We start from the raw sequence: 25443 nt of genomic DNA on the forward strand, positions 1-25443 counted from the left end.
CCACGCAGCATGGGAATTCGGACTTTTTGCGATTGACAGCAGCCTTCACACGCTTTTTACTGCGGGAAGAGGGGTTCCGCCGCATGAACTTGTGGCGGGCGAGAGGGAGGAAGGCGTCTCACGGGGAAACGGCCCAGCAGGGCCGTGCGAGAAGCCTCACATCGCCGCAGCGAACCGGGCAGTCATGCCGAAAAGATCTGGCTTGGAATTTGGATCGATCCATATTCTGTAGTTCGGAATTTAGATCGATTCAAATCCATAAGAGGCTGATTTCAAAAGGCAGTGATCGTCCGCTCGCGTCCGGCTGCATGGGAGCGACCCCTCGAAGTCCGGTTTTTCCGCCCGCGTGGGTGGGCCGGGTCCGCCCCGCAAGGGGTGTCATGGGGAGATCACAACCAATGTCGAGCAGTAGCAATTCGAGCAGGAGATCGTTGGGCGGTCCGCTGCGTCTGAGCGTGCTGGCCCTGGCTCTGGGCAGCTGTTTCGTCGGTACCGTCGCCTTGGCGCAGTCCAATGCCTCCGGTGCCATCTTCGGCCGCACCGAAGCCGCACCGGGTACCACGGTGCATGTCGAGAATCCTTCCACCGGCATCAGCCGCGACGTCGCGGTGGATGCGGACGGCCGCTATCGCGCCGGTTCGCTGCCGGTGGGCGTGTACAAAGTGACCGTGCAGCGCAACGGCCAGACCGTGGACAGCCGCGACGCCGTCCAGGTCAACGTCGGCACCAGTACCGAAGTGACCTTCGGCGCGGCCGCCACCGCCGCCAGCGGCGCCAGGAATCTTGAAGGCGTGAGCGTGGTGGCCAGCGCCGTCCCGGCCATCGACGTGTCCTCGGTGGACACGCGCACCGTGCTCAATGCCGAACAGCTGCGCCGCCTGCCGATGCCGCAGACGGTGAACGCCGCGGTACTGCTGGCGCCGGGTGCGGTGAATGCCGACTCGCGCTACGGCAATGCCGTTTCGCTGGGCGGCTCGTCCGCGGCGGAGAACCAGTACTACGTCAACGGCTTCCCGGTGACCAATCCGCTCACCGGCCTGGGCGCCACCAGCCTGCCGTTCAACTCGATCGAACAGGAACAGGTGTTCACCGGCGGCTACGGCGCCGAGTACGGCCGCTCGACCGGCGGCGTGGTCAACATCGTGACCAAGCGCGGCACCAACGAATGGAAGGGCGGCATGCAGGTGCTGTACACGCCCGCCGGCCTGCGCGAGACCGAGCAGCCCACCTACCGCCCCGGCGACGGCGCGCAGATCACCGGCCGCGACAAGCACTCGGCCAAGCTGTGGGAAACCACCTATGCCGCCTACCTGGGCGGTGCGCTGATCCAGGACAAGCTGTTCTTCTTCGGCGCCGCCGAGCGCATCAAGTCGGAGAACGACACCTACTCGCTCAGCAAGAACACCACCCGCTCGTACAACACCAACAAGACCAACCGCTGGCTGGCCAAGGTCGACTGGAACATCACCGACAACCACATCATCGAGTTGACCGGCCTGAGCGACACCGCGTCCACCTACGCCGACCAGTTCGTGTACGACGGCGTCAACGACATCCAGTACAACCACAAGGGCTGGCGCAGCCAGAAGAACCAGGGCACGGCCGGCTCCTCGCCGGGCGGCCAGGTCTACGTGGGCCGCTACACCGGCTACATCACCGACAACCTCACGGTGGATGCGCTGTACGGCAAGGAGCGCACCGACCACGTCGACCTCACCTCCGGTTCCAGCTGCACGTACTTCCAGGACAACCGCGACAGCGTGCCGCCGTCGCAGCGCCTGCAGGGCTGCAACATCTCCAGCGGCATCGCCGCGCCGGGCGCGTACGACGAAACCAACGGCTGGCATCTGAACCTGGAATACCGCCTGGGCAGCCACGACCTGCGCGCCGGTGTCGACCACTACAACGTCACCTCGCTCAACGGTTCGGACACCTCCGGCGGCGTGGGCTGGTTCTATTACGACAACCCGGCCAGCGGCGTGATCGAATCGCGCGGCAACCTGGCGGTGCCGCCGGGCCACACCGGCATCGTCGAGCGCTATGTGTTCCGCGCCATCGGCCAGGCCAAGGTGCGCCAGCAGGCGCAGTACCTCGAAGACCACTGGCAGGTGACCGACCGTTGGCTGGCCTATGTGGGCCTGCGCAACGAGCAGTTCGAGAACCTCAACGCCGACAACGACGTGTTCGCCAAGCAGCGCCACCAGCTGGCGCCGCGCCTGGGCCTGTCGTGGGACGTGATGGGCGATTCCAGCCTGAAGATCTACGCCAACGCCGGCCGCTACCACCTGGCGATCCCGAACAACGTCGCTGTGCGCGGCGCGTCCGGCTCGCTGTACGAAACCCAGTGGGGCACCTACGACGGCGCGGTCAACACCAACGGCACGCCGCCGAACTGGCATCCGATCGAAAACGTGGTCTACGCCAACGGTGCCGACGGTACCCCGCCCGACCCGCGCTCGATCTCGGCGCAGAACCTCAAGGCCTACTACCAGGACGAGTACATCCTGGGCTTCGACCAGCAGTTCGCCGACCATTGGACCTTCGGCGCCAAGGTGCGCTACCGCAAGCTGCGCAGCATCATCGACGACTGGTGCGACGACCGCCCGTTCATCAAGTGGGCCGCCGACCACGGCGTGAACTACGCCGATCCGTCGCCGGCCTGCTACATCATCAACCCGGGCGCGTCCAACCGCTTCCTGATCGACCTCGACGGCGACGGCAAGCTGGAAGACATCAAGCTCAGCAAGAACGACATCGGCCTGCCGGAAGCCAAGCGCAAGTACTACGCGCTCGACGCCTACCTGGAGCATCGCTTCGACGGCAAGTGGTACGGCCGCCTCGACTACACCTTCTCGCGCAGCTACGGCAACTCCGAAGGCCTGCTCAAGTCCGACATCGGCCAGCTCGATCCGTCCGTGACGCAGGACTGGGACCACAAGGAGCTGATGATCGGCTCGAACGGCCCCGAGGCCAACGACCGCACGCACCAGGTCCGTGCCTACGGCTACTACCAGATCAACCCCGAGTGGCTGGTCAGCGCCAACGTGCTGATCCAGTCGGGCCGTCCGAAGAACTGCATCGGCGTGTACCCGGGCGACATCCCGGCCGACATGAACTACGGCGCCTCGTACTTCTACTGCAAGGGCCAGCCGACGCCGCGCGGCAGCCAGGGCCGCCTGCCGTGGACGTACCGCCTGGATCTGGGCGTGCAGTACGCGCCGTCGTTCGCCAGGAACAACCTGACCTTCAGCGCCACCGTGGTCAACGTGTTCGACAAGCAGACGGTGCAGAGCATCAACGAGTCGGGCGAAACCGGCAGCGGCGCGCCCAACCTCAGCTACACCCAGCCCCTGTCGTACCAGACGCCGCGCTACATCCAGTTCGGCGCCCGCTACGACTTCAGCCTGTAAACGCGCAACCGCGAGCGCCACGGCGGCGGAAGATCGCCGTGGCGGCTCTCCCCTTTGACCACCGCTGGCCGGTGGTCTTTTTTTTGGCTCCAGCGCCGCGTCGTAGGTTGGGGTGAGCCACAGGCGAACCCCAACAATGCGGAATGGCTGAAGGCCGCGACGTCGGGGTTCGCCCGCGGCTCACCCCAACCTACCCTTTGCGCTTCGCCCGTGGATGCGCCGCGTCGTACACCTTGGCCAGGTGCTGGAAATCCAGGTGGGTGTAGATCTGCGTGGTGGCGATGTCGGCGTGGCCGAGCAGTTCCTGCACGGCGCGCAGGTCGCCGGAGGATTCCAGCATGTGGCTGGCGAAGGTATGGCGCAGCAGATGCGGGTGCACGCGCTTGGCGAAACCTTGCGCAAGCGCCAGCTGCTTCAGGCGCGCCTGCACCGTGCGCGGACTGATCGGCGCACCGCCGCGGCCGCGGAACACCGGGGATTCCGGCGTCTTCTGCCCGGTCTCGCCCAATGCACGCAAGGCCGTCACCGCATGCCGACCCACCGGCACGATGCGCGTCTTGCTGCCCTTGCCGAGCACGCGCACCTCGCCGGCTTCCAGGTCCAGGTCCAGCCAGCGCAGCCCGACCAGTTCGGAAAGGCGCAGGCCCGAGGAATAGAACAGTTCCAGCATCGCGCGATCGCGCACGCCCAGCGCGCCGTCGCCGCCCGATTCCACCAGCGTGGTGGCTTCGTCCACGTCCAGCACCTGCGGCAGCTTGCGGTGCACCTTCGGGCCGCGCACGCCGGCCACCGGATCGTTGTCGAGCAGGCCCTCGCGCCGCAGCTGGCGGAACAGGCTGCGGCAGGACGACAACAGGCGCTGCAGGCTCTTCGGCGCAAGGCCGGCGCGATGCTCGGCGGCGACGAAGCCGCGCATGCGGTGCGCATCCAGGCGCGAGAACGCATCGATCTGCTGGGCTTCCATCCAGCGCAGCAGCTTGTCGAGATCCCGCCGGTAGCCATCCACCGTATGCGGCGAGGCCTTGCGCTCGCCGGCGAGGCGGGCGAGCCAGACCTCGACCTGGCCGCGCGGGTTCATGCTCAGGCGCCGTCCCGCGAACGTTGCAGGGCGGCGGTCACGGTGGCGGCGATCATCTTCAGGAACACCGTGCCCATGCCGGGCTGGAAGCGGTCCTGATCGCGGCTGCCGATCGCCAGCATGCCCAGGCCGTCCAGCGGCATCAGCGCGGAAGAATGGATCTGCGGCGCTTCGTCGCCGAACAGGCGGTACAGGCGTTCGGCGGAAAGGCGGCCGGCGACCGGTTCGTGATGGGCGAAGAACTCGGCGAATTCCGGCAGCGCCTTCGGGCCGCCGGGCGCGCGCACCAGCCAGTCCGCCGGCGGCAGCTCCAGGTCGTACACCAGCAGGCGCACCTGGTCGGTCTGGAAATCCTCGGCCAGCCGCGCGATCACGCTGCGCGCGGCCACCGCCGGCGTGCCGGCGCGCAGCACGGCGACGTTGAGCTCGTGGATGCGCTGCATCAGCCGCTCGTTCTCGGCCGCGATGCGGGTCAGCTCCGCCAGCCGGCGTTCCAGCTCGGCATTCTTCTCGCGCAGGTTCTGCGTCTGGTAGGCCGCCAGCGAGGCGACCTGGCCCTGCTCGCGCGGCAGTTCCAGCTGCCCGGCCAGTTCGGGGAATTCATTGAGGAAGCCCGGATGGCGGCGCAGATAGGCCGCCACCTCGTTGGCCGTGAGGGTGTCGTCCAGAGCGGTGTCGGTCATGCGCGGGTACCTCGTCAACCGGTGCGGCCGGTTCGCTGCCCGGTCCGGAGTGTGTGCTGGCCCGGGCGGCGCTTCAATGCGCCCCGCCCAGCCATTCGCCTTCGAACGCGAAGGCGGCCGGCCCGGTCATCCACAAGGTGTGGCCGGGCCCTTGCCAATCGATCTGCAGGCGGCCGCCGGGCAGGTCCACCTGCACGCTGTCGTCCACCTCGCCGCGCTGGCGCAGCACCGCCATCGCGGCGCAGGCGCCGGTGCCGCAGGCGCGCGTCCAGCCGCTGCCGCGCTCGTGCACGCGCAGGCGCAGATGGGCGCGGTCCACGATGCGCACGAAGCCGGCGTTGACGCCCTGCCTGAAACGCGGATGCGCGGTGAGCGCGGGACCCAGGCGGTACAGCTCGGGCGCGCCCAGGTCGTCCACCGCCACCACCGCGTGCGGATTGCCCATCGACACGGCGCCGATCTCCAGCGTGTGGCCGTCGGTGTCCAGCGTGTAGCGTTCGGACGGTGCGGCGGCATCGAAGGGAATCTGCGCCGGTGCGAAGGCCGGCTCGCCCATGTCCACCGTGACGCGATCCGCCGCCAGCAGGCGCACCGCGACCGAACCGGACGGGCTTTCCAGCCGCACCGTCTCGCCCAGCGGCAACTCGCCCGCGCGGTGCAGCCAGGCGGCCACGCAGCGCACGCCGTTGCCGCACTGGCCCGAGGGCGTGCCGTCGGCGTTCCAGATGCCGTAATAGAAGCGGCAGGACGGATCGCGCGGCGCCTCGATGCTGATCAGCTGGTCGAAGCCCACGCCGCCGTGGCGGTCGGCCATGGCGCGGATTTCTTCGGCGTCCAGCGCAAAGCCGGCCGCGCGGGCATCGACCATGGCGAAGTCGTTGCCGATGCCGTGCATCTTGGAAAAGCGCAGCGTCATCGCTTGCCTCAGTGCGAAGCCGGCTGCGCCGCGCTGGCGGCCGGAGCCGGCGGCATGGTGGTGGGCGTCTGCGTGGGCTGCGGCGGCACGGTGTTGGCCGGTGCGGGCGCCGGCTTCGGCGGCGGCATGTACAGCGGGCCCTTGTTGCCGCAGCCCGAAAGCGCGGCGGCGGCGACGCAGAGCAGCGGAAGCAGCAGGATGGATCGGCGCATGGGGGTGGGTTCCTACGGAGTCCGCGGCAGTATAGCGAGGCGCAGCCGCCGGGCTGCATGAACCGTCCGCGTCCGCATTCCATGACGCACCGCGCACGCCGCCGCACGGAGCGGCCGGCGCGACTCGCTATCATGCGCGCACCGGCCGCACCGCGGCACCGAGAGATCCGAACGACGATGGACTGGAACACGCAGGACTGGACCACGCTGCTGCGCCTGCCCAGCACGATCCTGCTGGCGCTTGCCGCGATCGCCCTGCTGTTCGCCCTGGCCCAGCTGATCGCCTTGCGCGCACGCCTGCAGGCGCGCCAGCGCGCCGCCGCCGCGCTGCGCAGCCTGCTGCTGCTGGCGGGTTTCGCGCTCACGCTGCTGCTGGCCGGCATGGGCTGGAGCCTGCGCGGCTATCGCCTGCTGTCCGAGGAAGCGCCGGTGGTGGATATCGACGCGCGCATCCTGTCGCCGCAGCGCTGGGCGCTCACCCTGCGCTGGCCCGACGGCAGCACGCGCCAGGTGCAGCTGGCCGGCGATGCGTGGCGCGTGGAAGCGGTGGTGCTGAAGTGGAAGACGCCGGCCCTGCTGGCCGGCCTGCCGCCGCTGTACCGGCTGGACCGCCTCAGCGGCCGCTACGACGACGCGCAGCAGGAAGCGCAGGCGCCGCGCACGGTGATCGGCTTCGACCAGGCCGGCGCCTTCGACCTGCCGCACTGGCTGCCGGGCGTGGACACCGTGTTCGGCAGCGGCGCCTTCCTGCCGCTGGTCGACGAAGGGCATTACAGCGTGAGCCTGATGCGCACCGGCGCGCTGGTGGCGCGGCCGGACGAGGCGACGGAGCGCCGGCTCGGCCAGCCGTTCGGCGGCTGAGCCGCCGCCGCGGCTTCAGCCGAGCGCTTTCTCGTAGCGCCACGCATCGGCGCCGTCTTCGTAATAACTCGCGTAATGGCCGATGCGTGCGTAGCCCAGCCGCTCGTACAGGCGGATCGCCGCGTGGTTGTCCGTGCGCACTTCCAGCCGCAGCGCATGCCGGCGCTTGCGCCGGGCCGCCAGCTCGGCCGCCTCGATCAGCGCAGAGCCCACGCCCTTGCCGCGCGCCTCGGCCCGGGTAGCGATGGAATACAGCCGCGCCACCTTGCTGCCCTTGCGGAAGAACACCACCGCGGTGCCGAGGAAGCGCCGGTGATTGGCGCTGGCCACCAGCACCTGCGCGCTTTCGCTGTCCAGGTGGCGGCGGTACTGGGCGCGGCTGAGGCGGTCGCCGGCGAAGCTCTGCTCCTCCAGCGCGACCAGGTCGTCCAGGTCGGAAAGCTCGGCACGTCGCACACGCACGGCGGCGGTCGCGGGCATGGGGGTCATCGGCGGTGGATTCCGGTGCGGCGGTAACGCGGCGGCGAGGGGCGGAGGGACGAAACGAAGCGCGGCACTCTAGTCCCGTGGCGGTCGCCTCGCAATCGCCCGTGCGTCATGGCCGGCGCGGCGGCGTTTAGACGAGAGTCATCCCGCTCCCTTGTGCACGCTCCGGCCTGTGCGAAACTGCGCGCTCCGTGCCGCCCCGTTCCATCGACGAGACGACACCCTCGTCTGCCCAAGCCCAAGGTGCCATGGCCCGGCTCGTCATCGTCGTCGAGAAAGCCTCCGACTGGAGTTCCTACTATCCGTCCGTCGACGTGGTCACGGCGATGGACTACCTGCGCGAGCCGGTCTCCACCGACGACGAACGCACGCAGGTGATCAACCTCTGCCGCAGCTACAAGTACCTGGGCACCGGCTACTACGTGTCGCTGCTGGGCGAGGCGCGCGGCCACAAGGTGATGCCCTCGGTGCGCACGGTGAACGACCTGCGCCGCCGCTCGCTGTACGGCCTGGACATCGAAGACCTCAACCAGAAGCTCACCCACTTCCTGCCCGCCGGCGGGCGCGACACCACCGACTTCGGTATCCTGGTGTACTTCGGCGAGACCGCCTACACCGCGCTGCAGGACCTGGCGCGCCAGGTGTTCGAACTGTTCCCCTGCCCGCTGCTGCGCATCGAGTTCGAGCGCGACCGCGTGTGGCAGGTGAGCTCGATCAAGCCGGTGGGCCTGCACAGCCTGGACGATGCCCAGGAAGACGCCTTCGCCGAGGCGCTGGACCGCTTCTCCAAGAAGCTGTGGCGCAAGCCGCGCGCGCGCAAGCGCTACCGCTACGACATCGCCATGCTGGTGGACCCGAACGAGTCGATGCCGCCTTCGAACAAGAAGGCGCTGAAGTCCTTCATCCAGGCCGGCAAGGAACTGGGCATCGAGGTCGACCCGATCGGCAAGGACGACTACCAGCGCCTGGCCGAGTACGACGGCCTGTTCATCCGCGAGACCACCGCCAGCGACAACCACACCTACCGCTTCGCCCACCGCGCCGAGCGCGAGGGCATGGTGGTGATGGACGATCCCAGCTCCATTCTTCGCTGCACCAACAAGATCTACCTCAACGACCTGATGGTGTCGCGCAAGCTGGCGGTGCCCAAGACCGAGATCCTGTACCGCGAAGACGCCAAGGGCATGAAGGAGATCGCCGCGCGCCTGGGCTATCCGCTGGTGCTGAAGATCCCGGACGGTTCCTTCTCGCGCGGCGTGATGAAGGTGGAGGACGAGCGGGCGCTGGAGAAGGCCGCCGGCGAACTGTTCCAGCACAGCTCGCTGCTGCTGGCGCAGGAATTCCTCTACACCGAATTCGACTGGCGTATCGGCGTGCTCAACCGCGAGGCGCTGTACGCCTGCAAGTACTACATGTCGCGCGGCCACTGGCAGATCTACAACCACGGCGCCAAGGGCACGGACAAGTCCGGCGGCTTCGAGACCATCCCCGTGCGCGACGCGCCCAGCGACGTGGTCAAGCTCGCGCTGAAGGCCACCCAGGGCATCGGCGACGGCCTCTACGGCGTGGACCTCAAGCAGGTCGACGGCAAGCCGGTGGTGATCGAGGTGAACGACAACCCGTCGATCGATGCGGGTGTCGAAGACGCATACCTGGGCGAGGACCTGTACCTGCGCATCATGCAGGAGTTCCTGCGGCGCATGGAGCGCAAGCGCTTAGGCATCGCCGACTGAGGTCGGGCCGCCCCGGTGTCCTTCCTGGATCACCGGGGCTCGAGGCGCCATTCCCTGCGCCGCGACGACAGGTGCACCGCCAACCCTGGCGACTGCCATCGCGTCCCTTCAGGCGCACATCCCGTGCGCCAAAGCTCCACTGCCAAGCGGAAGTCGTTTCGATATCAGTGCCACACGGCCTGGCGTGCCCGCGGCCGGCGGCGCAGCGCCAGCGCGAGCAGGTCGCGCGGCAGGCGCGGTTCCAGCACCAGCAGCAGGGCCAGCGGCGCACCCAGCAGCCAGAACGCCGGCGTCCAGCCGAGCAGATCGGTGCGCGCCGGCACCAGGGTGGTCAGCAGCAGCACGGCGCCGGCCAGCAGCCACAGCAGGGCGCCGGCGGCGAGGCGGTGGTGGCGGGCGGCATCGGAGGTCTGCGTGCGCATGTCGGCGGTCCGTCGTGGTCGATGGAGTGAGTTTGCGCGTGGCCCATCTCATAGCCTGCGACCGTTGCAATTACCTCCCAAGGACGAATCCTTCTCCCCCCGGGAGCACGCGGGGAGGGCACAGGGATGTGCCCGGCTGTGAGGAGCGAGGAAGGTGGCGGCAGCCGGATGAGGGTCCGGCCGGAGCGAAGCACATCACTCTTGCGCTCCGCCCGTACCCTCACCCCAACCCCTCTCCCGGTGGGAGAGGGGCTTACAATGTCAGGCTGCCATCCCTTCCAAGGAGCATTCGATGAGCGCAGCGCAGTTCGCCGTCTTCGGCCACCCGATCGCCCACTCCCTGTCGCCGCAGATCCACCAGGCCTTCGCGCGGCAGTTCGGCATCGCGCTGGAGTACCGCACCATCGATGCCGCGCCGGCCGAATTCGCCGCCGCCGCGCGGCGCTTCTTCGCCGAGGGCGGCCGCGGCGCCAACGTCACCCTGCCGCACAAGGCCGCCGCGTTCGCGCTGGCCGACGAGCGCAGCGAAGCGGCCATGCGCGCCGGCACCGCCAACGTGCTCACCCCGCTGCCGGACGGCCGCATCGCCGCGCACAACACCGACGGCGCCGGCCTGGTGCGCGACCTCACCGAGCGCCACCGCATGGACCTGCGCGGCCACGACGCCCTGCTGCTGGGCGCTGGCGGCGCCGCGCGCGGCGTGGCCTGGTCGCTGCTGGATGCCGGCGTGCGCACGCTGACCATCGTCAACCGCACGCCGGAAACCGCCGACGCATTGGCCGACGCCATCGGCGAGCCGGTGCGCGCGCATACCCGCTACTGGGAAGACCTGGACGACATCGGCAGCTTCGACCTGATCATCAACGCCACCTCGGCCGGCGTGCTGGGCAAGCCGCTGGACCTGCCGTTCGGCTTCGTCGGCAACCGCGCCACCTGCTACGACCTCTCCTACGGCAAGGCCGCCGCCAACTTCGTCGCCTGGGCCCGCGCGGCCAACGCGCTGCATGCCTTCGACGGCCTGGGGATGCTGGTGGAAACCGCCGCCGATGCGTTCGAGTTGTGGCACGGCAAGCGCCCCGACACCGACCCGGTGCACGACGAACTGCGCCGCCAATACGGCTGAGCCATGAGCCTGGCCTGCCGCCCCGGCTGCGGCGCCTGCTGCATCGCGCCGTCGATCAGCTCGCCGATCCCCGGCATGCCCCAGGGCAAGCCGGCCGGGGTGCGCTGCGTGCAACTGACCGACGACAACCGCTGCCGGATCTTCGGCAAACCTGAGCGACCGGGCTTCTGCGGCCGCCTGCAACCGTCGGCGGAGATGTGCGGCCATGACCGCGGACAGGCCATAGTTTGGCTGGATAAGCTGGAAAAGCTCACTGCGCCATAAAAAGCGGGTGGCAAACGCCACCCGCTGTTCTTCGGCGCTTATGCCCGGCCAAAACCGGCCCGGTAGGCTTCGGCCGCATCCTCCCGCGTATTGATCTCGACCAGGACGCCGCCAGGAATCTGGCAGAAGAAGCGCGACCCCCGCACGTGTCGGATCACCTCCGTTTCGAACACGACGCTGGCTAACTTGAAGTCTTCATACATCGCGACGACATCGGCCGCACTCGGCAATTCGAACCCGATATGAAAATTGTCGGGCCATTGCACGGCGCGACCGGCAGCGTCCTCCACGACGATATCGAAATCGTGCCGCTTCAGGATCTTGCTGCTGCCGAAGTCCGAAACGGAACAACCGAGATGGCGGACAAAAAAAGCTGCCGTCGCATCCACATCGTGCGAAGGAAAGCTGATGTGATTGAACTTCATGGTGCTGGAAACAGTAAGCATTGCAGACTCCACAGAGTAGAGCCGCTTCGATTTCGGAGCACGGTCGCGGGACGCATCGCATTGCAGACGCCATACAACACCCGGCAACCACGGCTCGAAGGAGCAGCGGCTGGATTGGGCGTTGGTTGACGTGAACGCTTACGGCTACCGGACGGCAGCGGTCCGGATTGTATATCGGTCTGGGGGTTTAATCGTACCCATGGGCAAGCCGGCGGGAGATGGCGCAGCGGCCAGAAGCGGCGATGTGCGGCGACGGCAGCGCGCATGCCTTGCGCTATCTGGCGGCGACGGAAGCGGCCACGGCGTAACGCCGATGGAACAGCTTCGATGGAAGCGCGCCACTTAGACGTTCAAAAAATCATTTAGACGTCCAAATACCGACTCCCGCAAGCTCCTGCGAAGCTTCGCGTGCTAGCGTTCGCCGACCAGGGGGATCCACATCATGCGGGGAGAGAGCATCATGTCGTCGAAGGGTTCCGTACGTCTCGGTCCGGCGATCGCCGTCGGACTGTTTGCCATGTTCGGGAGCATGGCCGCGGCGCACGCGGCGGCGGGAGACCCGCCGATCGGTGCGAAGGGCGTGGTGGTGGCCGATCCGGCCGTGCCGCGTCCGCCGGGCACGCCGTGCGTGGTGCAGTTGTTCAACGATGACGTCTTCAACGATTTCAATGCGCGCCCCTACGACTACGCGCCGCCGGCCGGCTGCGCGGGCAAGTGGTCGAAGGTGGTGCTGGAAGCGGATTTCTCGGTCACCGCCGGACGCCAGTTCGACCGCACCGCCAACCTGTGGCTGGGCGGCGTGAACATCTACTTCGGCACCACCCAGGAACCCTCGGCCACGGTGTCGCCGAGCTGGCACGTGGAGCGCGACCTCACCGACTACGACGCCCTGCTGCGCAGCCCCGGCAAGGGCCAGGCGGTGATCGGCAACGTCGTCAACGACACTTACACCGGCGTGATCCACGGCAGCGCGCGCCTCCTGTTCTATCCCGCCTCGCTGATCGCGCCGGCCGCGCCGGTGCCGGATGCGGTGTATCCGCTTGGCGCCGACCCGATCGGCAACACCACCACGCTCAATACGCCGACCGACAAGCTGGCCAAGACGCTCACGCTGCCGCGCAACGTGGTGCGCGCCTACCTGGACGTGTTCGCGCAAAGCCAGAGCGGCGATGAGTTCTGGTACACCTGCGTGCCGGACCAGTACGCCGCGCAGACGCAGGAATGCGGCGGCGGCAATTTCCGCGAAGCCGAAGTCAGCATCGACGGCCAGCCGGCCGGCGTGGCCCCGATCTATCCGTGGATCTACACCGGTGGCATCGATCCTTACATGTGGCGCCCGACGCCCGGCGTGCAGACGCTGAACTTCATGCCCTACCGCGTGGACCTCACGCCGTTCGCCGGCCAGCTCAGCGACGGCACGCCGCACGAAGTGGCGGTCAACGTGGCCGGTGCGCACGGTTACTTCTCCGCCACCGCGGCGCTGCTGGTGTATCGCGATCCGCATGCCAGGCAAGTGACCGGCCATGTCACGCGCAACACGCTGGTGGGCCAGGCGCCGACACCAGCCATAGGCGACACCCTGGTCACCGACGCCAGCGGCAACCTGACAGGCGACATCACCACCAAGCTCTCGCGCCAGTTCGTGATCGAGGGCTACACCACCACCTCCAGCGGCCGCGTGGTGAGCACGGTGGCGCAGACGGTGGGCTTCGACGACACGCAGAGCTTCGTCATCAACGCATCGACCTTCCACCAGATCTCGGCGCAGGTGACCAGCGTGGACAGCGTCAGCCGCAGCCGGATCGGGCCGCTGCTCACGGTGGAGTCGCGCCAGCAGGCTTCGTATCCGCTGCGCGTGGACTACAACCAGGTGCTGGCCGCGGACGGCAGCCTCAGCGCGGCCAGCACCGTGCACCAGGGCCTGACCAGCCACGCCGAACGCCGCTGGCTGGGCTTCCCCACCTATGCGGCTGACTTGAGCAACACCATCGATACCGGCGACACGCTCAACTTCGACGCCAGCGGTGCGCTCACCAGCCATACCGGCCAGCACAGCACGCAGGGCTACAGCTTCCGCGACAGCTACGGCAGCTGCTATCGCGTGGACCTCGCCACCGACACCGGCGCGCTCGCCAGCTATGCCTCCGGCACCGGCTGCCCCGGCGGCCAGAACCGGGTGTGGTGGATCGCCCATCCGGACGGCTCGCCCGACAGCCGCAACCTGCAGGTGCTCTGGTAAGGAACCGGCGCGCGCCGCTCTCCGGCGGCGCGCGCCTCCTGATCTGCAGCTTGCTTTTTGCGGGCAACATCTCCGCAATATCGCCTCCCTAAGCTGGCGCGCCCCGCGTCTCCCCACGCCGAAGCCGCCATGTCAAAGCTCGACTCTTCCCGCCGCACCGCGGGTGCGACCCGCTATGCCCTGCTGATTCTCGTCGTGCTGCTGGCCGGCGCCGGTGGCGTGATCGCCTGGGTGCTGCACGCCAACCGCGACGTGCCGACCGTGGCCGATACCGCCGCCGCCGACACCGGCGAGATCCATCGCGAAGGCGCGCCCGGCGGCGTCGCCGACCTGCTCAAGCGCGCCCGCGCCTCGGTGGCGCAGCAACGCCTGCTGGCGCCGGCCGGCGACAACGCGGTGGAGTGGTATCTGCGCGTGTTGAAGCAGGAGCCGGCCAATCCGGTGGCGCAGGATGCGCTGCGCGAGCTGTTCCCGTTCGCCGCGAATGCGGCCGAGCAGACCATCGGCGAAGGCAATGCGGCCGAAGCGCAGCGCGAGATCGACCTGCTGACCCGCGCGGACCCGGCCAACTACACGCTCACCATCCTGCGCGCCAAGCTGCAGGCCCAGGCGCAGGTGGCGGAAGACCACCGGCGCAAGGAGGAACAGCTGGCGCAGGCCGCGGCGCAGAAGGCGCAGGCGCGTTCCGCCGCCGCGCCGGTAACCACCGCGCCGGCGCCGGTAGTGGCGAACAATGCACCGCCGCCGGTGGCGCATCCCACACCTGCCGCGCCGGCTGAAAACCCGGCACCGTATCCGGCCGCACCCGCGCCGGCTGCTGTTGCCGCCAGCACCTCGCCGGTGCTCAAGCGCCGCGTCGAACCGTATTACCCGGACGACGCGCGCCGCACGCGCCGGCAAGGCTGGGTCGACGTGCGCTTCACAGTGGAAGCCGACGGCTCGGTCAGCCATGCCGGCGTGATCGGCGCCGAGCCGCGCAACGTGTTCGACCGTTCCGCGCTTACCGCGGTGGAACGCTGGCAATTCACCCCGGGTACGCGCGACGGCAACGCGGTGCCGATGGAAGTGCGCCAGCGCATCGATTTCCATTTGTGAACTCCATCGGAGAGCGCTACGCGGCGCATAATCGCTGCCTGCTTCCAGGAGAACCACGCCATGCGCAAGGCCATGCCCGCCCTGTTCCTGCTCGCCGCCGCGATCGCCACCGGCGCCTGCCATGACACGACGCATGACGGCGCGAAGACGGAGGTGAAACCCGTCGCCGGCTTCGTCACCGACACGGCGGCGTTCGACGCCTTCATCGCCACGCATCCCACGCCCGCGCAGTTCCATGCGCGCTACCCCGACGTGCAGCTGGTCACGCCGGACATGGTCACCACCATGGAAATGCGCAGCAACAACAGCCGCTACTTTCCCGAGCTGGACAAGGACGGCCGCATCACCGGCGGCGGCTTCCGCTGATCGTCACAAAGCGATTGCCAAGCACGTCACATCGCTGACATCTGCCGGGACTACCGTGGCGCGCCGTCCTGCCGTGTGAAATGCACGTGTAGGGCGCTCCATCCCATCGGCCAGCTGTCATGTCCCGTGCGTTCCCTGCCGCGTTTCCCCGACGCGGCCTGCTTGTGGTTTCCATCGCGCTGCTCGCGGCCGCGGCGATCGCCGCGTATGCGTTCCTGCGCCCGCCCGCCATGGATGGTGCGGGCGTTCAAGCCAAGGGACCGGCCGAAGCGGCCAGCAGCGGCGGCCAGGACAGCGGTGTAGGCATCATGCTCGGCCTGGCCAGGAGCGCAGTGGACGAGAAGCGGCTGATCGCGCCGGCCGGCGCCAATGCGTTCGAGTTCTATCTCAGCGCGCTGCAGCTTGAGCCGGACAACGCCACCGCAACCGCGGGCCTGCACGAGCTGTTCGAGCCGGCCGCGGACGACGTCGAGCGCGCCATCAACGACAACCATCTCGACGAGGCGCAGCGCGAGCTGAGCCTGCTGCGCGAATTCGACGGCACCAACTACAAACTGGCGCTGCTCGGCGGCAAGCTCGATGCGCAGCGGCAGATCCAGGTGCGCGAGGACGAAGCGCGCGCGGCGGTGATCCAGTCGCAGGCGACGTCGTCGTCTTCCGCGCCGGCGCAGTAGCCATGCCGTAGCTTGGGGTAAGCCAGAGGCGAACCCGCCAGCTTCAAGCGCATCGCCACGTTGGGGTTCGCCTTCGGCTCACCCCAACCTACTTGAGCAGCGGACCGGCCTTGCGCAGCAGCAGCTCGACCAGTTCGGGCTGCATGAAGGCGTAGTCGTCGGGAATGCCCAGCACCACCACGCGCTTGTCCTTGAGCTGCCGCGCATGGCGCGACTGCAGCCGGCGCCGGTGCGCGTTCTCCATCACCACGATGAGTTCGGCCCAGTCGATCTGTTCGGCCGATACCGGTGTTTCGGCGTCGGCGGCCAGCCCCGCGGAGTCGACTTCGATACCGGGCCAGCCGCGGAACACCTGTTCCGCGGTGGGGCTGCGCAGCCGGTTGCGGCTGCACAGGAACAGGACGCGCAGCGTGCTCATCCCGCGGCGAGGTACTCGTCTTTCAGGCGCACGTAGTGGTCGGCGGAGTAATGCAGCTGCTCGACCTGCTTGTCGCTCAGCTGGCGCACGCACCTGGCGGGGTTGCCGACCCACAGTTCGCGTTCGCCCACCACCTTGCCGGGCGGGATGACGGCGCCGGCGGCGACGAAGCCGTACTTCTTCACGGTGGCGCCGTCGAGCACGGTGGCGTGCATGCCGATGAGGCAGTAGTCCTCGATGGTGCAGGCGTGGATGACGGCGGCGTGGCCGATGGTGACGCCTTCGCCGACCAGGGTGGGGAAGCCGCCGGGGGAGTAGGGGCCGTCGTGGGTGACGTGGATGATGCTGCCGTCCTGGATGTTGCTGCGGGGGCCGATGCGGATGTGGTGGACGTCGCCGCGGAGGATGGCGCCGGGCCAGATGGAGGTGTCGTCTGCCAGTTCGACTGCGCCGATGATGGTGGCGGCGGGGTCGACGTAGACGCGGGCGCCGAGGGTGGGGGCTATGCCCCGGTAGGTACGGAGGTTGCTCATTTGCGCATTGTCCTTGCGCGTTGGACTGAGCGCTAGCTTGTCATCCCGGCGTAGGCCGGGATCCAGTAACGACCACGCCTGGTTTTTGCGGTGCCGCGGACTGGCCGCTTATGCAGCGGGCATTTCGGACGCCTGCCGGCGCCCGAGTCACTTTCTCTTTGCTGGCCCAAAGAGAAAGTAACCAAAGAGAGAATGGCCTAAGAGCCACTGCTCGCGACGCGACTAGAAGGAGCGGTGGGCGGCTGCGGTAACTTGATTAACCTGGGTCTACACGAAACATCAGTGCGTTTACGTAGCGGCTGCTTCAACGTGCCGTTGCCGAGAGGATGTTCAAGAATCGAGGCCAGTTTCTGCTCTTCGTTCCTGTATGCGACACCACCCCACTTCTCCCTCTCCCCTCCGGGGAGAGGGCGGGGTGAGGGACGGGGGCTTGCCACGGCATCACTAACCGAAGGCCGCGCGTGAGCTTATGGATTTTCCAGCACCCGCATCGTCTCGCGATAACCCGCGTCGACCGCCCTCTCCCAATCGCCCCAATCGAGCACGCTCACATGCTCCAGTGGCGGTGTCACCAATACATCGGCCAACCCGCGGCGGTGTTCGCTGGCGCCTTCGCTGTTGACCATCGCTGCGCGCACCAGTGTGGAGACCAGGCCTGGGCGCTGGATCGCTTGGCGCTGCAGCATCAAGCGCCACCACGGTGGGGTGCTGTATTCCTCGGCGGTGGTGAGGAGGGAGATGTCGGCGCGGATGTCGATGGCGGTGATGTGGGCGATGCCGTCGGTGGACATGACGTCGGTGGGGAGGTTGTCGACCAGGGCGCCGTCGACGTAGACGCGGCCGCGGTGCAGTACGGGTGGGAGGACGCCGGGGATGGCGCTGGAGGCGCGTAGCCACATCCATAGCGGGCCGGCTCGCTGCACCACCATGCCGTCGCCGGACAGGCAGGTGGCTATGCAGAAGAACGGGAGCTTGAGGTCTTCGATGTCCAGGGCGCCGAAGGCGCGGCGCAGCATGCTGGCGGCGCGGCGGCCGCGGGTCAGGGCGACGACGGGCAGGGTCCAGTCCGAGAGCGGGCGGCCTTGGACGAAGGCGCGGCGGTAGACCTCGGTCATTTCCTCCAGGCCCCAGCCGGCGGCGACGCCGGCGCCGATGATGGCGCCGATGCTGGTGCCGCCGACGCAGTCGAATTCCTGGCCGGCTTCCTTCAGCGCGCGCAGCGCGCCCAGATGCGCGAGGCCGCGCGCGCCTCCGCCGGCCAGCACCAGGCCGCGCGCATTGCCGCTGACCAGGCGCGCCAGCCGTGCGATATCCACCTGGCCGCCGACGTGGTGGTGCTGCAGTTCGCCGCCGAACGGTGCGCGCCAGCGCTGCGCCGCGCCCAGGCTGGGCTGGCGGCCGGCCTGCAGCAGAATCAGATGGCGCGGGCGATGTCCGAGGCGCGAGGGATCGAGGATCGCCGCTTCCGGCCACGGCCGCGCCGGCCGCGCGGCCTGAGCCGGCAGCAGCAGCACGTCGGCCTGGCGCAGGCAGCGCTGGCGCCACAGCGGATCGCCCTGGGTGTCCAGGTAAATGACGAAGCGGGCCTGCGCCTCGCGCGCGGCGAACCAGTCGCTGCCGCGGCCGGCGCCCTGCTCGCCGTCGATCACGATGCAGCTGCCATACGCCTCCAGGGCCATCGCCAGCTGCATGGCCAGGGTGCGCGCCGGCACCTCGGCATCCGGCGGCAGCAGGGCGAAGGTGCGCGCCACGCCGGGGCTTTCCTCTTTGCGCAGGCGCCGCTGCAGGCGCGCCACCGCCACGCGGGCGATGCCGAGCATGGCTTGCGGATGGCGTCCGGCCAGTGCTTCGAAAGCCGTGCGGTCCAGCCGCAGCAGTTCGCAGTCGCGCAGGGCGCGCACGGTGAGCTGGCGGGCGTCGCCGCTGACCAGGCCGATCTCGCCCACGCTGTCGCCGGCCGAGACCAGATGCACCAGGCGTGCCGGCTCGTCCTCGTCGAACAGGCCCAGGCTGCCGCTGACCAGCAGATACATGGCGTCGGCCGCCTCGCCCGCCTTGAACAGCGGCCGCCCGCCGGGAAGGCTGAACCAGACCAGGCCGTCGGCGAGGTCGGCCAGGGCCTCGTCGCCGAGGTGGCCGAACACGTCGCTTTGACGCAACAGGTCGCTGAAATCCGTTTGACGCATAAAGGCCATGGTAGGGCGCGCTATATGACACCCCGGCGTAAGCGCGCCCCGTCCGGCCTTGATTTCGCCCAGGCCCGTCGCCACGCTGGCGCTCCCAAGGAGAGACGCATGGCTCACGAAAACACCGCCCGGGACACCCAGGCGCACGCCGCTCCGGCGCATGACAACCCGCTGCTGGACGGCGGCGAACTGCCGGCCTTCTCGCGCATCAGGCCGCAGCACGTCGGCCCCGCCATCGATGCACTGCTGGCCGACTACCGCGACGCCATCGACCAGCTCACCGCCGCCGGCGGCCCGCGCGATTTCGCCGGCCTGATGCTGGCGCAGGAACGCCTGGAGCAGCGCGTGTCGCGCGCCTGGGCGCCGGTGGGGCATCTGCATTCGGTGGCCGACAGCGAAGCGCTGCGCGAGGCCTATGGTCCGGCCGAGGAAAAACTCACCGAGCACGGCATCGAGCTGGGCCAGAACCGCGCGCTGTACCAGGCCGTGCAGGCGCTGGCCGACGCGCCGGAGTTCGCCGCGCTGGCACAGCCGGAGCGCACCCTGGTCGAGCATGCGTTGCGCGATTTCCGCCTCTCCGGCGTGGCGCTGGAAGAACCGGAGCGCACGCGCTACCGCGAGATCGGCGTGGAGCTGAGCAAGCTGTCCACCGAGTTCTCCAACGCGGTGCTCGACGCCACCGACGCCTGGCACCAGCACATCACCGACGAGCGCGATCTCGCCGGCATTCCCGAATCCGGCCGCGCCGTGCTGCGCCAGTACGCGCGCGAGCAGAACCTGGACGGTTATCTGGTGACGCTCAAGCAGCCCAGCGTGCAGGCGGTGCTGACCTACGCCGACAACCGCGGCCTGCGCGAGCGCGTGTACTGGGCGTACCAGACGCGCGCTTCGGACCAGGGTCCGCACGCCGGCAAGTTCGACAACGGCCCGCGGATCGAGCGCATCGTGGCGCTGCGCCATGAGGCGGCGCAGCTGCTGGGCTTCGCCAATGCGGCGGAGGAATCGCTGGCCACGAAGATGGCGGCCTCGCCCACCGAGGTGATGGAGTTCCTGCACGACCTGGCCCAGCGCGCCCGTCCGGTGGCGCGCCAGGAGCTGGCGGAACTGCGCGAGTTCGCCGCGAAGGAACTGAAGCTGGACAACCTCGAATCCTGGGACGTCGCCTACGCATCGGAGAAGCTGCGCCAGCGCAGCTACGACCTCGACGAAGAGCAGCTCAAGCCCTACTTCCCGCTGCCGGCGGTGATCGACGGGCTGTTCGGCCTGGTGCAGCGCCTGTACGGCGTGACGCTGGCGCCGCGCGACGGCATCGACGTGTGGCATCCGGACGTGCGCTATTACGACGTGCGCGATGCCGGCGGCCGCGTGTTCGCCGGTGCGTATGTCGACCTCTACGCGCGTTCCGGCAAGCGCGGCGGCGCCTGGATGGACGTGTGCCGCTCGCGCTTCAGCGACGGCGCACAGGAGCAGCTGCCGGTGGCCTTCCTCACCTGCAACTTCGCGCCGCCGACCGAGGGCCGCCCGGCCCTGCTCACCCACGACGACGTGCTCACCCTGTTCCACGAATTCGGCCATGGCCTGCATCACCTGCTGACCGAGATCGCGCTGCCTTCGATCGGCGGCATCGACGGCGTGGAATGGGATGCGGTGGAACTGCCCAGCCAGTTCATGGAGAACTTCGGCTGGAACCGCCAGGCGCTGGACCTGTTCGCGCGCCACTGGCAGACCGGCGAGCCGCTGCCGGAAGAACTGTTCCAGCGCATGCTGGCCGCGCGGCATTTCCATGCCGGCCTGTTCCTGGTGCGCCAGCTGGAATTCGCCATGTTCGATTTCCGCCTGCACCTGGAATACGAACCGGCGCAGGGTGCGCGTCCGCTTGCCGTGCTGGAGGAAGTGCGGCGCGAGGTGGCGGTGCTGCACCCGCCGATCTGGCAGCGCTTCCCCAACAGCTTCACGCATATCTTCGCCGGCGGTTATGCCGCCGGTTACTACAGCTATCTGTGGGCGGAGCTGCTCAGCGCCGATGCGTTCGGCGCGTTCGAGGATGCCGCGCAGGCAGGCGGCAGCGTGATCGACCGCGACACCGGCGAGCGCTTCCGCCGCGAGGTGCTGGCCGTGGGCGCCAGCCGCCCGGCGCTGGACAGTTTCGTCGCCTTCCGCGGCCGCAAGCCCGAACCCGATGCGCTGCTGCGCAGCCACGGGCTGAGCTGAGCGCATGTGAACGTCCCGCGGTTCGCCGCGGGACGTTCGGCGCGGCATCAGCGATCCCTTACATCGAATGGCATGGGTCTGGCGGCGCACCGCCACGGGACGGCGGTGTGCGTGTGCGCCAGTCGATGTTTTTTCATCGCGGCGCATTCATCCTCGCGGTCGCGCCTGCATGCAATGTGTGGGCCTTCCCCTACGGCCTTGGCGCTAAGCCTGCTAAGCGCTTGGATTTAGCTCTCTTTGCCGAATGGTTCCGCGCGCTGCGCGCGGCTACGAATAGCGGCCCTGATCGTCCTACGAATCGTCCTGCGATCAGCCATCGGCGCCTGCGTGCGCCTGTTACCGCCCATTCGGAGCCTTACTGTCATGGCCAAATCAGACAATGCATTCATCACGCTTCGCGTCGCCGCCGAGTTCCTCAAGGCGGAAAGCACCGACCAGCGTCCCGCCGTCGCCGCCTACGCCTATAGCGATGGCGGCCGCCTGCTCTCCTACGCGGCCTTGGGTGAGAAGGGCGAGACCAAGCTTGAACTGCCCGTAGCGCGCGAGGCCTCCGCCGTGCGCGTGGTGCTGGGACCCGCGCCCGAGGAGAAACAGCCGCCCGCGCTCGAAGAGCTGCTGCGCCGCGGCGCGATCGAGCGCCACATCACGCTGCGCCCCGGCGACACCGCGCCGGATCTGCGCATTCCGGTGTTCCCGGATGTCTGGCGCTACTGGCTGCTGGGGCTGTGCCTGGTCAAGGGCACGGTGCTCAAGCGCGTGGTGCGCGACGGCGTGTCGGTGGATTTCCCGGTATGCCACGCCACGGTGGAGATCTACGAGGTCGATCCGCTGTGGATCGTGCTGCCGAAGCTGCCGCCGTATGTGATCGATCATCTGCGCGAGATCCTCGCCGGCCGGCAGCCGCCGCGTCCGCTGCCGGGGCCCGGCCCGGTGGAGGAGATCAACGCGCACCAGGTGGACGAAGCCTCGCTGCAGGCGCTGCACGCCGCCGCCGGCAACCAGAAGCTGCGCTTCGCCGCGATGAGCGGCAGCGCGCAGATGTTCCAGCAATCGCTGGTGGAGCATGCGCAGCTGATCCGGCCGATCCTGTGCTGGCTGTATCCGCGCTTCGTCACCATGCAGCTGGTCGGCACCGCCGCCACCGACGAGTGCGGGCATTTCGCGCGCTTTATCTTCAAGGGTTTCCGCAATCCGGACCAGCCGGACCTGTACTTCAAGGTGAAGCAGCGGCTGTTCGGCTTCTTCGAGGTGACGCTGTACGCGCCGACGCCGGTCGCCTGCCATACCTGGTGGGACTACCAGTGCGGCACCGAAGTCACCTTGCACGTGACCAACCCGCTGGCCATGACCTGCCGCCCGTGCGCGCCGGTGATCGCCGGCAACAATTGGGTGCTGTTCACCGCCATCGGCAATCACTCGCTGGACGATATCCGCGGCAGTGCGCAGACCCTGGCCGGCAGCAGCAATGCCGGCAACCTCGGCCTCACCGGCGGCGGTGCGCCGTGGGGCGGCGTGCTGATGCCGCGGCTGGATTTCGACAACGCGCTGCGCGACAGCCTGGGCGTGAAGTTCTACCGCCTGTCGTGGAAGCGCGACGGCGAGCCGGACAGCCAGTACAAGCCGCTCAATGCCGCGATCAGCCGCCACTATGCGCAGATGATCGGCACCGATCTGGTGCTGACGGCGTACCCGCTCGGTCCGCAGGTGGCCGGCAGCGAAGGCAATCTGTTCGAGATCCCGCCCGCGGTGCCGCCGGCCGGCCAATGGAGCGTGGCCGACGCGGTGGAAGACACCGCCAACGGCAAGTTCGACACCACCACCGCGCTCGGCGGTGCGCCGATCCTGGACGGCCTGGTGCAGCTGCGGCTGGAACTGTTCGATGCGGCCGGCCTGCCGGTGAACATCGGCGCGCTGGGCATCGATTACTACGTGCCCACCTATGTCGATGGCAGCGGCAACATCCACACCATCAAGGCCAGCGACCCGCAGCTGGGCCTGGGCGCCGGCCTGGTGCAAGGCAGTGCGATGGTGCTCACCCTGCACGTGAACAATGAGCCCTGCTCGGCGCATATCGGCGCGCCGATGGTCGGCGGCACCGGCGCGGACGATTGCTGCGGCGTGCTGGGCTACCACAGCGACGGCGACAACGTGACGATGCCGTGGCAGGCCAGCCATCCGCACGGCTTCGCCACCTACGGCTTCCTGGTCCGGCGCGGCGCGCGCGACGTGCTGTCCGACAGCGGTGCGGTGGGCGGCGGCAGCTTCAGCGAGACGCGCTCGGTCGGCTACCTGATGACGACCAATCCCGCGCCGGGCTGCACGGGCGGCTGCACGGTGGCGGGATTCACCGAGAACCTGTCGGTCTATGCGATGGCGACCAACGGGTGGGGCCGCCTGTCCAACTACGACGGCTGGGATGCGCGGGCCTTCGTGCTCAGCCACCTGTAAGCAGGAGCACAGCGGGAGGCCGGTCACGGACCGGCCTCCCCTGCGTCCGGCGGAGTGCCGAAGCGGCGGCATCCCCCTACAATGCCGGGCATGAAAATCGCCTCCTGGAACGTCAACTCGCTCAAGGTCCGCCTGCCGCAGCTCACCGAGTGGGCGGCCGAGGCCAAGCCCGACGTCATCGCGCTGCAGGAAACCAAGCTGGAGGACGCCAGGTTCCCGGTCGACGAGCTGGCCGCCGCCGGCTACCGCGCCGTGTACTCCGGGCAGAAGACCTATAACGGCGTGGCCATCCTGGCCCGCGAGGAACCCACCGACGTCGTCACCGACATCCCCGGCCTGGACGACCCGCAGCGGCGCATCCTCGCCGCCACCGTCGGCGGCGTGCGCGTGGTGGATCTGTACGTGGTCAACGGCAAGGCGGTGGGCGACGAGAAATACGCCTACAAGCTCGACTGGCTGGCCAAGGTGCGCGATTTCCTGGAAGCGGAACACCAGCGCCACCCGCACCTGGTGGTGCTGGGCGATTTCAACATCGCGCCGGACGACCGCGACGTCTACGACCCGGTGGCCTGGGGCGAGGACGTGCTGTGCTCGCCGCCGGAGCGCGCCGCGCTCAAGGCGATCACCGAACTTGGGCTGCACGACAGCTTCCGCCTGTTCGAACAAGAGGCCGGGCACTTCAGCTGGTGGGACTACCGCCAGGCAGCGTTCCGGCGCAACATGGGTTTGCGCATCGATCTGATCCTGGTCGGCGACGCACTGAAGCAAGCGGCGAAGGCGGCAGCCATCGACCGCACGCCGCGCCGCTGGGAAAGGCCTTCGGACCACACGCCGGTGACGCTGGATCTGGATATCTGATGAATACGAACAAGACCGACTGGCCCAGTTCGCTCACGGACGACGAGCTCGACGAACTGGACCGCTATCTCCGCGCCCATTCCGGCGACGGCGACCTGCTGCTCGACGGCGTGCACGGCATGCTCTCCGCGCTGGCGGTCGGCCCGCTGCAGGTACTGCCGGAAGAATGGCTGCCGGAAGTGCTGCACGAGCCCTTCGCCGACGAAGAAGAAGGCAATCGCGTGCTGGCGCTGCTGGCCAAGCTCAACGACTCCATCGCCGCCGAACTCGACGTCGACGCCTACGAGCCGATCCTGGGCGAAGTCGACACCGAAACCGGTCCCACCCTGTCCGCCGCGGGCTGGTGCGAAGGCTTCAGCCGCGCCATCGACCTGCGCGCCGGCCTGTGGGAAAAGCGCCTGGCCGACGACCCTTCGCTGATGGAACTGCTCGGGCCGGTGATGGCGCTGGCGGTCGACGAAGGCATCCTCAGCGCCGAGACCGATTTCGAAAAGCTCAGCGACGACGAATACGACGAGTGCCTGGCCCAGCTGCCGGCCGTGCTGTCCGCGGTGGAGCATTACTGGCAGCAGCACCCGGTGACCGAGGCCGACATGGAAGCCATGGCCCAGGCCGCCCCCGCCAACGCCGGTGGCGGCGGCGAGGACAGCGGCCAGGCGCCGCCGCGGCACCGCAGCGGCCACTGGCTGCATTGACGCCCTAGGAAACAATCCGTTCGCGCGGCGCGGCTTGGACCGGGCCGGCCGCGCAACCATCATGTGGCGCATTCCTTACGGAGTCC

General features: G+C 68.6%; 23 protein-coding genes. 13 read left to right on the plus strand and 10 right to left on the minus strand.

What is annotated here, in order from left to right:
- Positions 1–431: 431 nt before the first annotated feature.
- Positions 432–3410 carry a TonB-dependent receptor gene (locus tag FHW84_RS04205; RefSeq protein ID WP_167252888.1) on the plus strand — a complete coding sequence of 993 codons (2979 nt, stop codon included), beginning with the start codon at positions 432–434 and terminating at the stop codon, positions 3408–3410.
- Between the two features lie 190 nt (positions 3411–3600).
- On the opposite strand, the gene xerC is transcribed toward FHW84_RS04205, so the two are convergent.
- From xerC to FHW84_RS04225, 4 genes are all read right to left on the minus strand, one after another.
- Entirely contained in the window at positions 3601–4488 is an 888-nt protein-coding gene (gene xerC / locus FHW84_RS04210; RefSeq protein ID WP_167252889.1) for a tyrosine recombinase XerC, read from the minus strand.
- Between the two features lie 2 nt (positions 4489–4490).
- The gene (locus FHW84_RS04215) at positions 4491–5171 is read right to left on the minus strand and encodes a DUF484 family protein (protein WP_167252890.1); all 681 of its coding nucleotides are present in this window, start codon (positions 5169–5171) and stop codon (positions 4491–4493) included.
- 73 nt (positions 5172–5244) lie between these two features.
- A complete protein-coding gene (gene dapF, locus FHW84_RS04220; RefSeq protein WP_167252891.1) occupies positions 5245–6087 on the minus strand; it encodes a diaminopimelate epimerase in 843 nt (280 codons plus the stop codon).
- An 8-nt stretch (positions 6088–6095) separates the two neighbouring features.
- The gene (locus FHW84_RS04225) at positions 6096–6299 is read right to left on the minus strand and encodes a lipoprotein (protein WP_167252892.1); all 204 of its coding nucleotides are present in this window, start codon (positions 6297–6299) and stop codon (positions 6096–6098) included.
- Between the two features lie 177 nt (positions 6300–6476).
- Between FHW84_RS04225 and FHW84_RS04230 the strand changes: the two genes are divergently transcribed.
- Entirely contained in the window at positions 6477–7160 is a 684-nt protein-coding gene (locus FHW84_RS04230) for a hypothetical protein (protein WP_167252893.1), read from the plus strand.
- Positions 7161–7175: 15 nt separating this feature from the next.
- On the opposite strand, the gene FHW84_RS04235 is transcribed toward FHW84_RS04230, so the two are convergent.
- Positions 7176–7649, minus strand: coding sequence for a GNAT family N-acetyltransferase (locus FHW84_RS04235; RefSeq protein ID WP_167252894.1), 474 nt, complete (start codon positions 7647–7649; stop codon positions 7176–7178).
- A gap of 245 nt (positions 7650–7894) precedes the next feature.
- Between FHW84_RS04235 and FHW84_RS04240 the strand changes: the two genes are divergently transcribed.
- A complete protein-coding gene (locus tag FHW84_RS04240; protein WP_167252895.1) occupies positions 7895–9379 on the plus strand; it encodes a RimK family protein in 1485 nt (494 codons plus the stop codon).
- 164 nt (positions 9380–9543) lie between these two features.
- Here the strand turns inward: FHW84_RS04240 and FHW84_RS23035 are convergent, their stop codons facing one another.
- The gene (locus FHW84_RS23035; protein WP_168648811.1) at positions 9544–9801 is read right to left on the minus strand and encodes a hypothetical protein; all 258 of its coding nucleotides are present in this window, start codon (positions 9799–9801) and stop codon (positions 9544–9546) included.
- Positions 9802–10093: 292 nt separating this feature from the next.
- Between FHW84_RS23035 and aroE the strand changes: the two genes are divergently transcribed.
- Positions 10094–10924, plus strand: coding sequence for a shikimate dehydrogenase (gene aroE / locus FHW84_RS04250; RefSeq protein ID WP_167252896.1), 831 nt, complete (start codon positions 10094–10096; stop codon positions 10922–10924).
- A gap of 3 nt (positions 10925–10927) precedes the next feature.
- The gene (locus tag FHW84_RS04255; protein WP_167252897.1) at positions 10928–11188 is read left to right on the plus strand and encodes a YkgJ family cysteine cluster protein; all 261 of its coding nucleotides are present in this window, start codon (positions 10928–10930) and stop codon (positions 11186–11188) included.
- A 38-nt stretch (positions 11189–11226) separates the two neighbouring features.
- On the opposite strand, the gene FHW84_RS04260 is transcribed toward FHW84_RS04255, so the two are convergent.
- Entirely contained in the window at positions 11227–11634 is a 408-nt protein-coding gene (locus tag FHW84_RS04260; protein ID WP_208399627.1) for a VOC family protein, read from the minus strand.
- A 517-nt stretch (positions 11635–12151) separates the two neighbouring features.
- On the opposite strand from FHW84_RS04260, the gene FHW84_RS04265 reads away from it, so the two are divergent.
- The 4 genes from FHW84_RS04265 to FHW84_RS04280 all read left to right on the plus strand — a co-directional run bounded on the left by FHW84_RS04265 (position 12152) and on the right by FHW84_RS04280 (position 16008).
- Complete coding sequence (locus FHW84_RS04265; RefSeq protein WP_167252898.1) at positions 12152–13873, plus strand: peptide-N4-asparagine amidase; 1722 nt, start codon at positions 12152–12154, stop codon at positions 13871–13873.
- Between the two features lie 129 nt (positions 13874–14002).
- Positions 14003–14968: an energy transducer TonB gene (locus tag FHW84_RS04270; RefSeq protein ID WP_167252899.1), complete on the plus strand. Its 966-nt coding sequence runs from the start codon at positions 14003–14005 to the stop codon at positions 14966–14968.
- A gap of 60 nt (positions 14969–15028) precedes the next feature.
- Positions 15029–15334 carry a hypothetical protein gene (locus tag FHW84_RS04275; RefSeq protein WP_167252900.1) on the plus strand — a complete coding sequence of 102 codons (306 nt, stop codon included), beginning with the start codon at positions 15029–15031 and terminating at the stop codon, positions 15332–15334.
- 119 nt (positions 15335–15453) lie between these two features.
- On the plus strand, positions 15454–16008 hold the full coding sequence (locus FHW84_RS04280; protein WP_167252901.1) for a hypothetical protein: 555 nt from the start codon (positions 15454–15456) through the stop codon (positions 16006–16008).
- An 88-nt stretch (positions 16009–16096) separates the two neighbouring features.
- On the opposite strand, the gene FHW84_RS04285 is transcribed toward FHW84_RS04280, so the two are convergent.
- From FHW84_RS04285 to FHW84_RS04295, 3 genes are all read right to left on the minus strand, one after another.
- On the minus strand, positions 16097–16426 hold the full coding sequence (locus FHW84_RS04285) for a low molecular weight protein tyrosine phosphatase family protein (protein ID WP_167252902.1): 330 nt from the start codon (positions 16424–16426) through the stop codon (positions 16097–16099).
- Entirely contained in the window at positions 16423–16959 is a 537-nt protein-coding gene (locus FHW84_RS04290; RefSeq protein ID WP_167252903.1) for a gamma carbonic anhydrase family protein, read from the minus strand. Before FHW84_RS04290 ends, FHW84_RS04285 begins: the two co-directional genes overlap by 4 nt.
- Positions 16960–17426: 467 nt before the next feature.
- Complete coding sequence (locus tag FHW84_RS04295) at positions 17427–19145, minus strand: patatin-like phospholipase family protein (protein ID WP_167252904.1); 1719 nt, start codon at positions 19143–19145, stop codon at positions 17427–17429.
- Between the two features lie 108 nt (positions 19146–19253).
- Between FHW84_RS04295 and FHW84_RS04300 the strand changes: the two genes are divergently transcribed.
- From FHW84_RS04300 to FHW84_RS04315, 4 genes are all read left to right on the plus strand, one after another.
- Positions 19254–21356, plus strand: coding sequence for a M3 family metallopeptidase (locus FHW84_RS04300; protein WP_167252905.1), 2103 nt, complete (start codon positions 19254–19256; stop codon positions 21354–21356).
- A 363-nt stretch (positions 21357–21719) separates the two neighbouring features.
- Complete coding sequence (locus FHW84_RS04305; RefSeq protein WP_167252906.1) at positions 21720–23804, plus strand: hypothetical protein; 2085 nt, start codon at positions 21720–21722, stop codon at positions 23802–23804.
- Positions 23805–23894: 90 nt separating this feature from the next.
- Complete coding sequence (xth, locus tag FHW84_RS04310; protein ID WP_167252907.1) at positions 23895–24662, plus strand: exodeoxyribonuclease III; 768 nt, start codon at positions 23895–23897, stop codon at positions 24660–24662.
- Positions 24662–25357 (plus strand): YecA family protein, encoded by a 696-nt coding sequence (locus tag FHW84_RS04315; RefSeq protein WP_167252908.1) that lies wholly within the window; start codon positions 24662–24664, stop codon positions 25355–25357. The genes xth and FHW84_RS04315 overlap by 1 nt, the downstream gene beginning before the upstream one ends.
- Positions 25358–25443: the final 86 nt, after the last annotated feature.

The sequence above is a fragment of the Dyella sp. SG562 genome (genome assembly GCF_011759495.1).
GTDB classification, from domain to species: domain Bacteria; phylum Pseudomonadota; class Gammaproteobacteria; order Xanthomonadales; family Rhodanobacteraceae; genus Dyella_D; species Dyella_D marensis.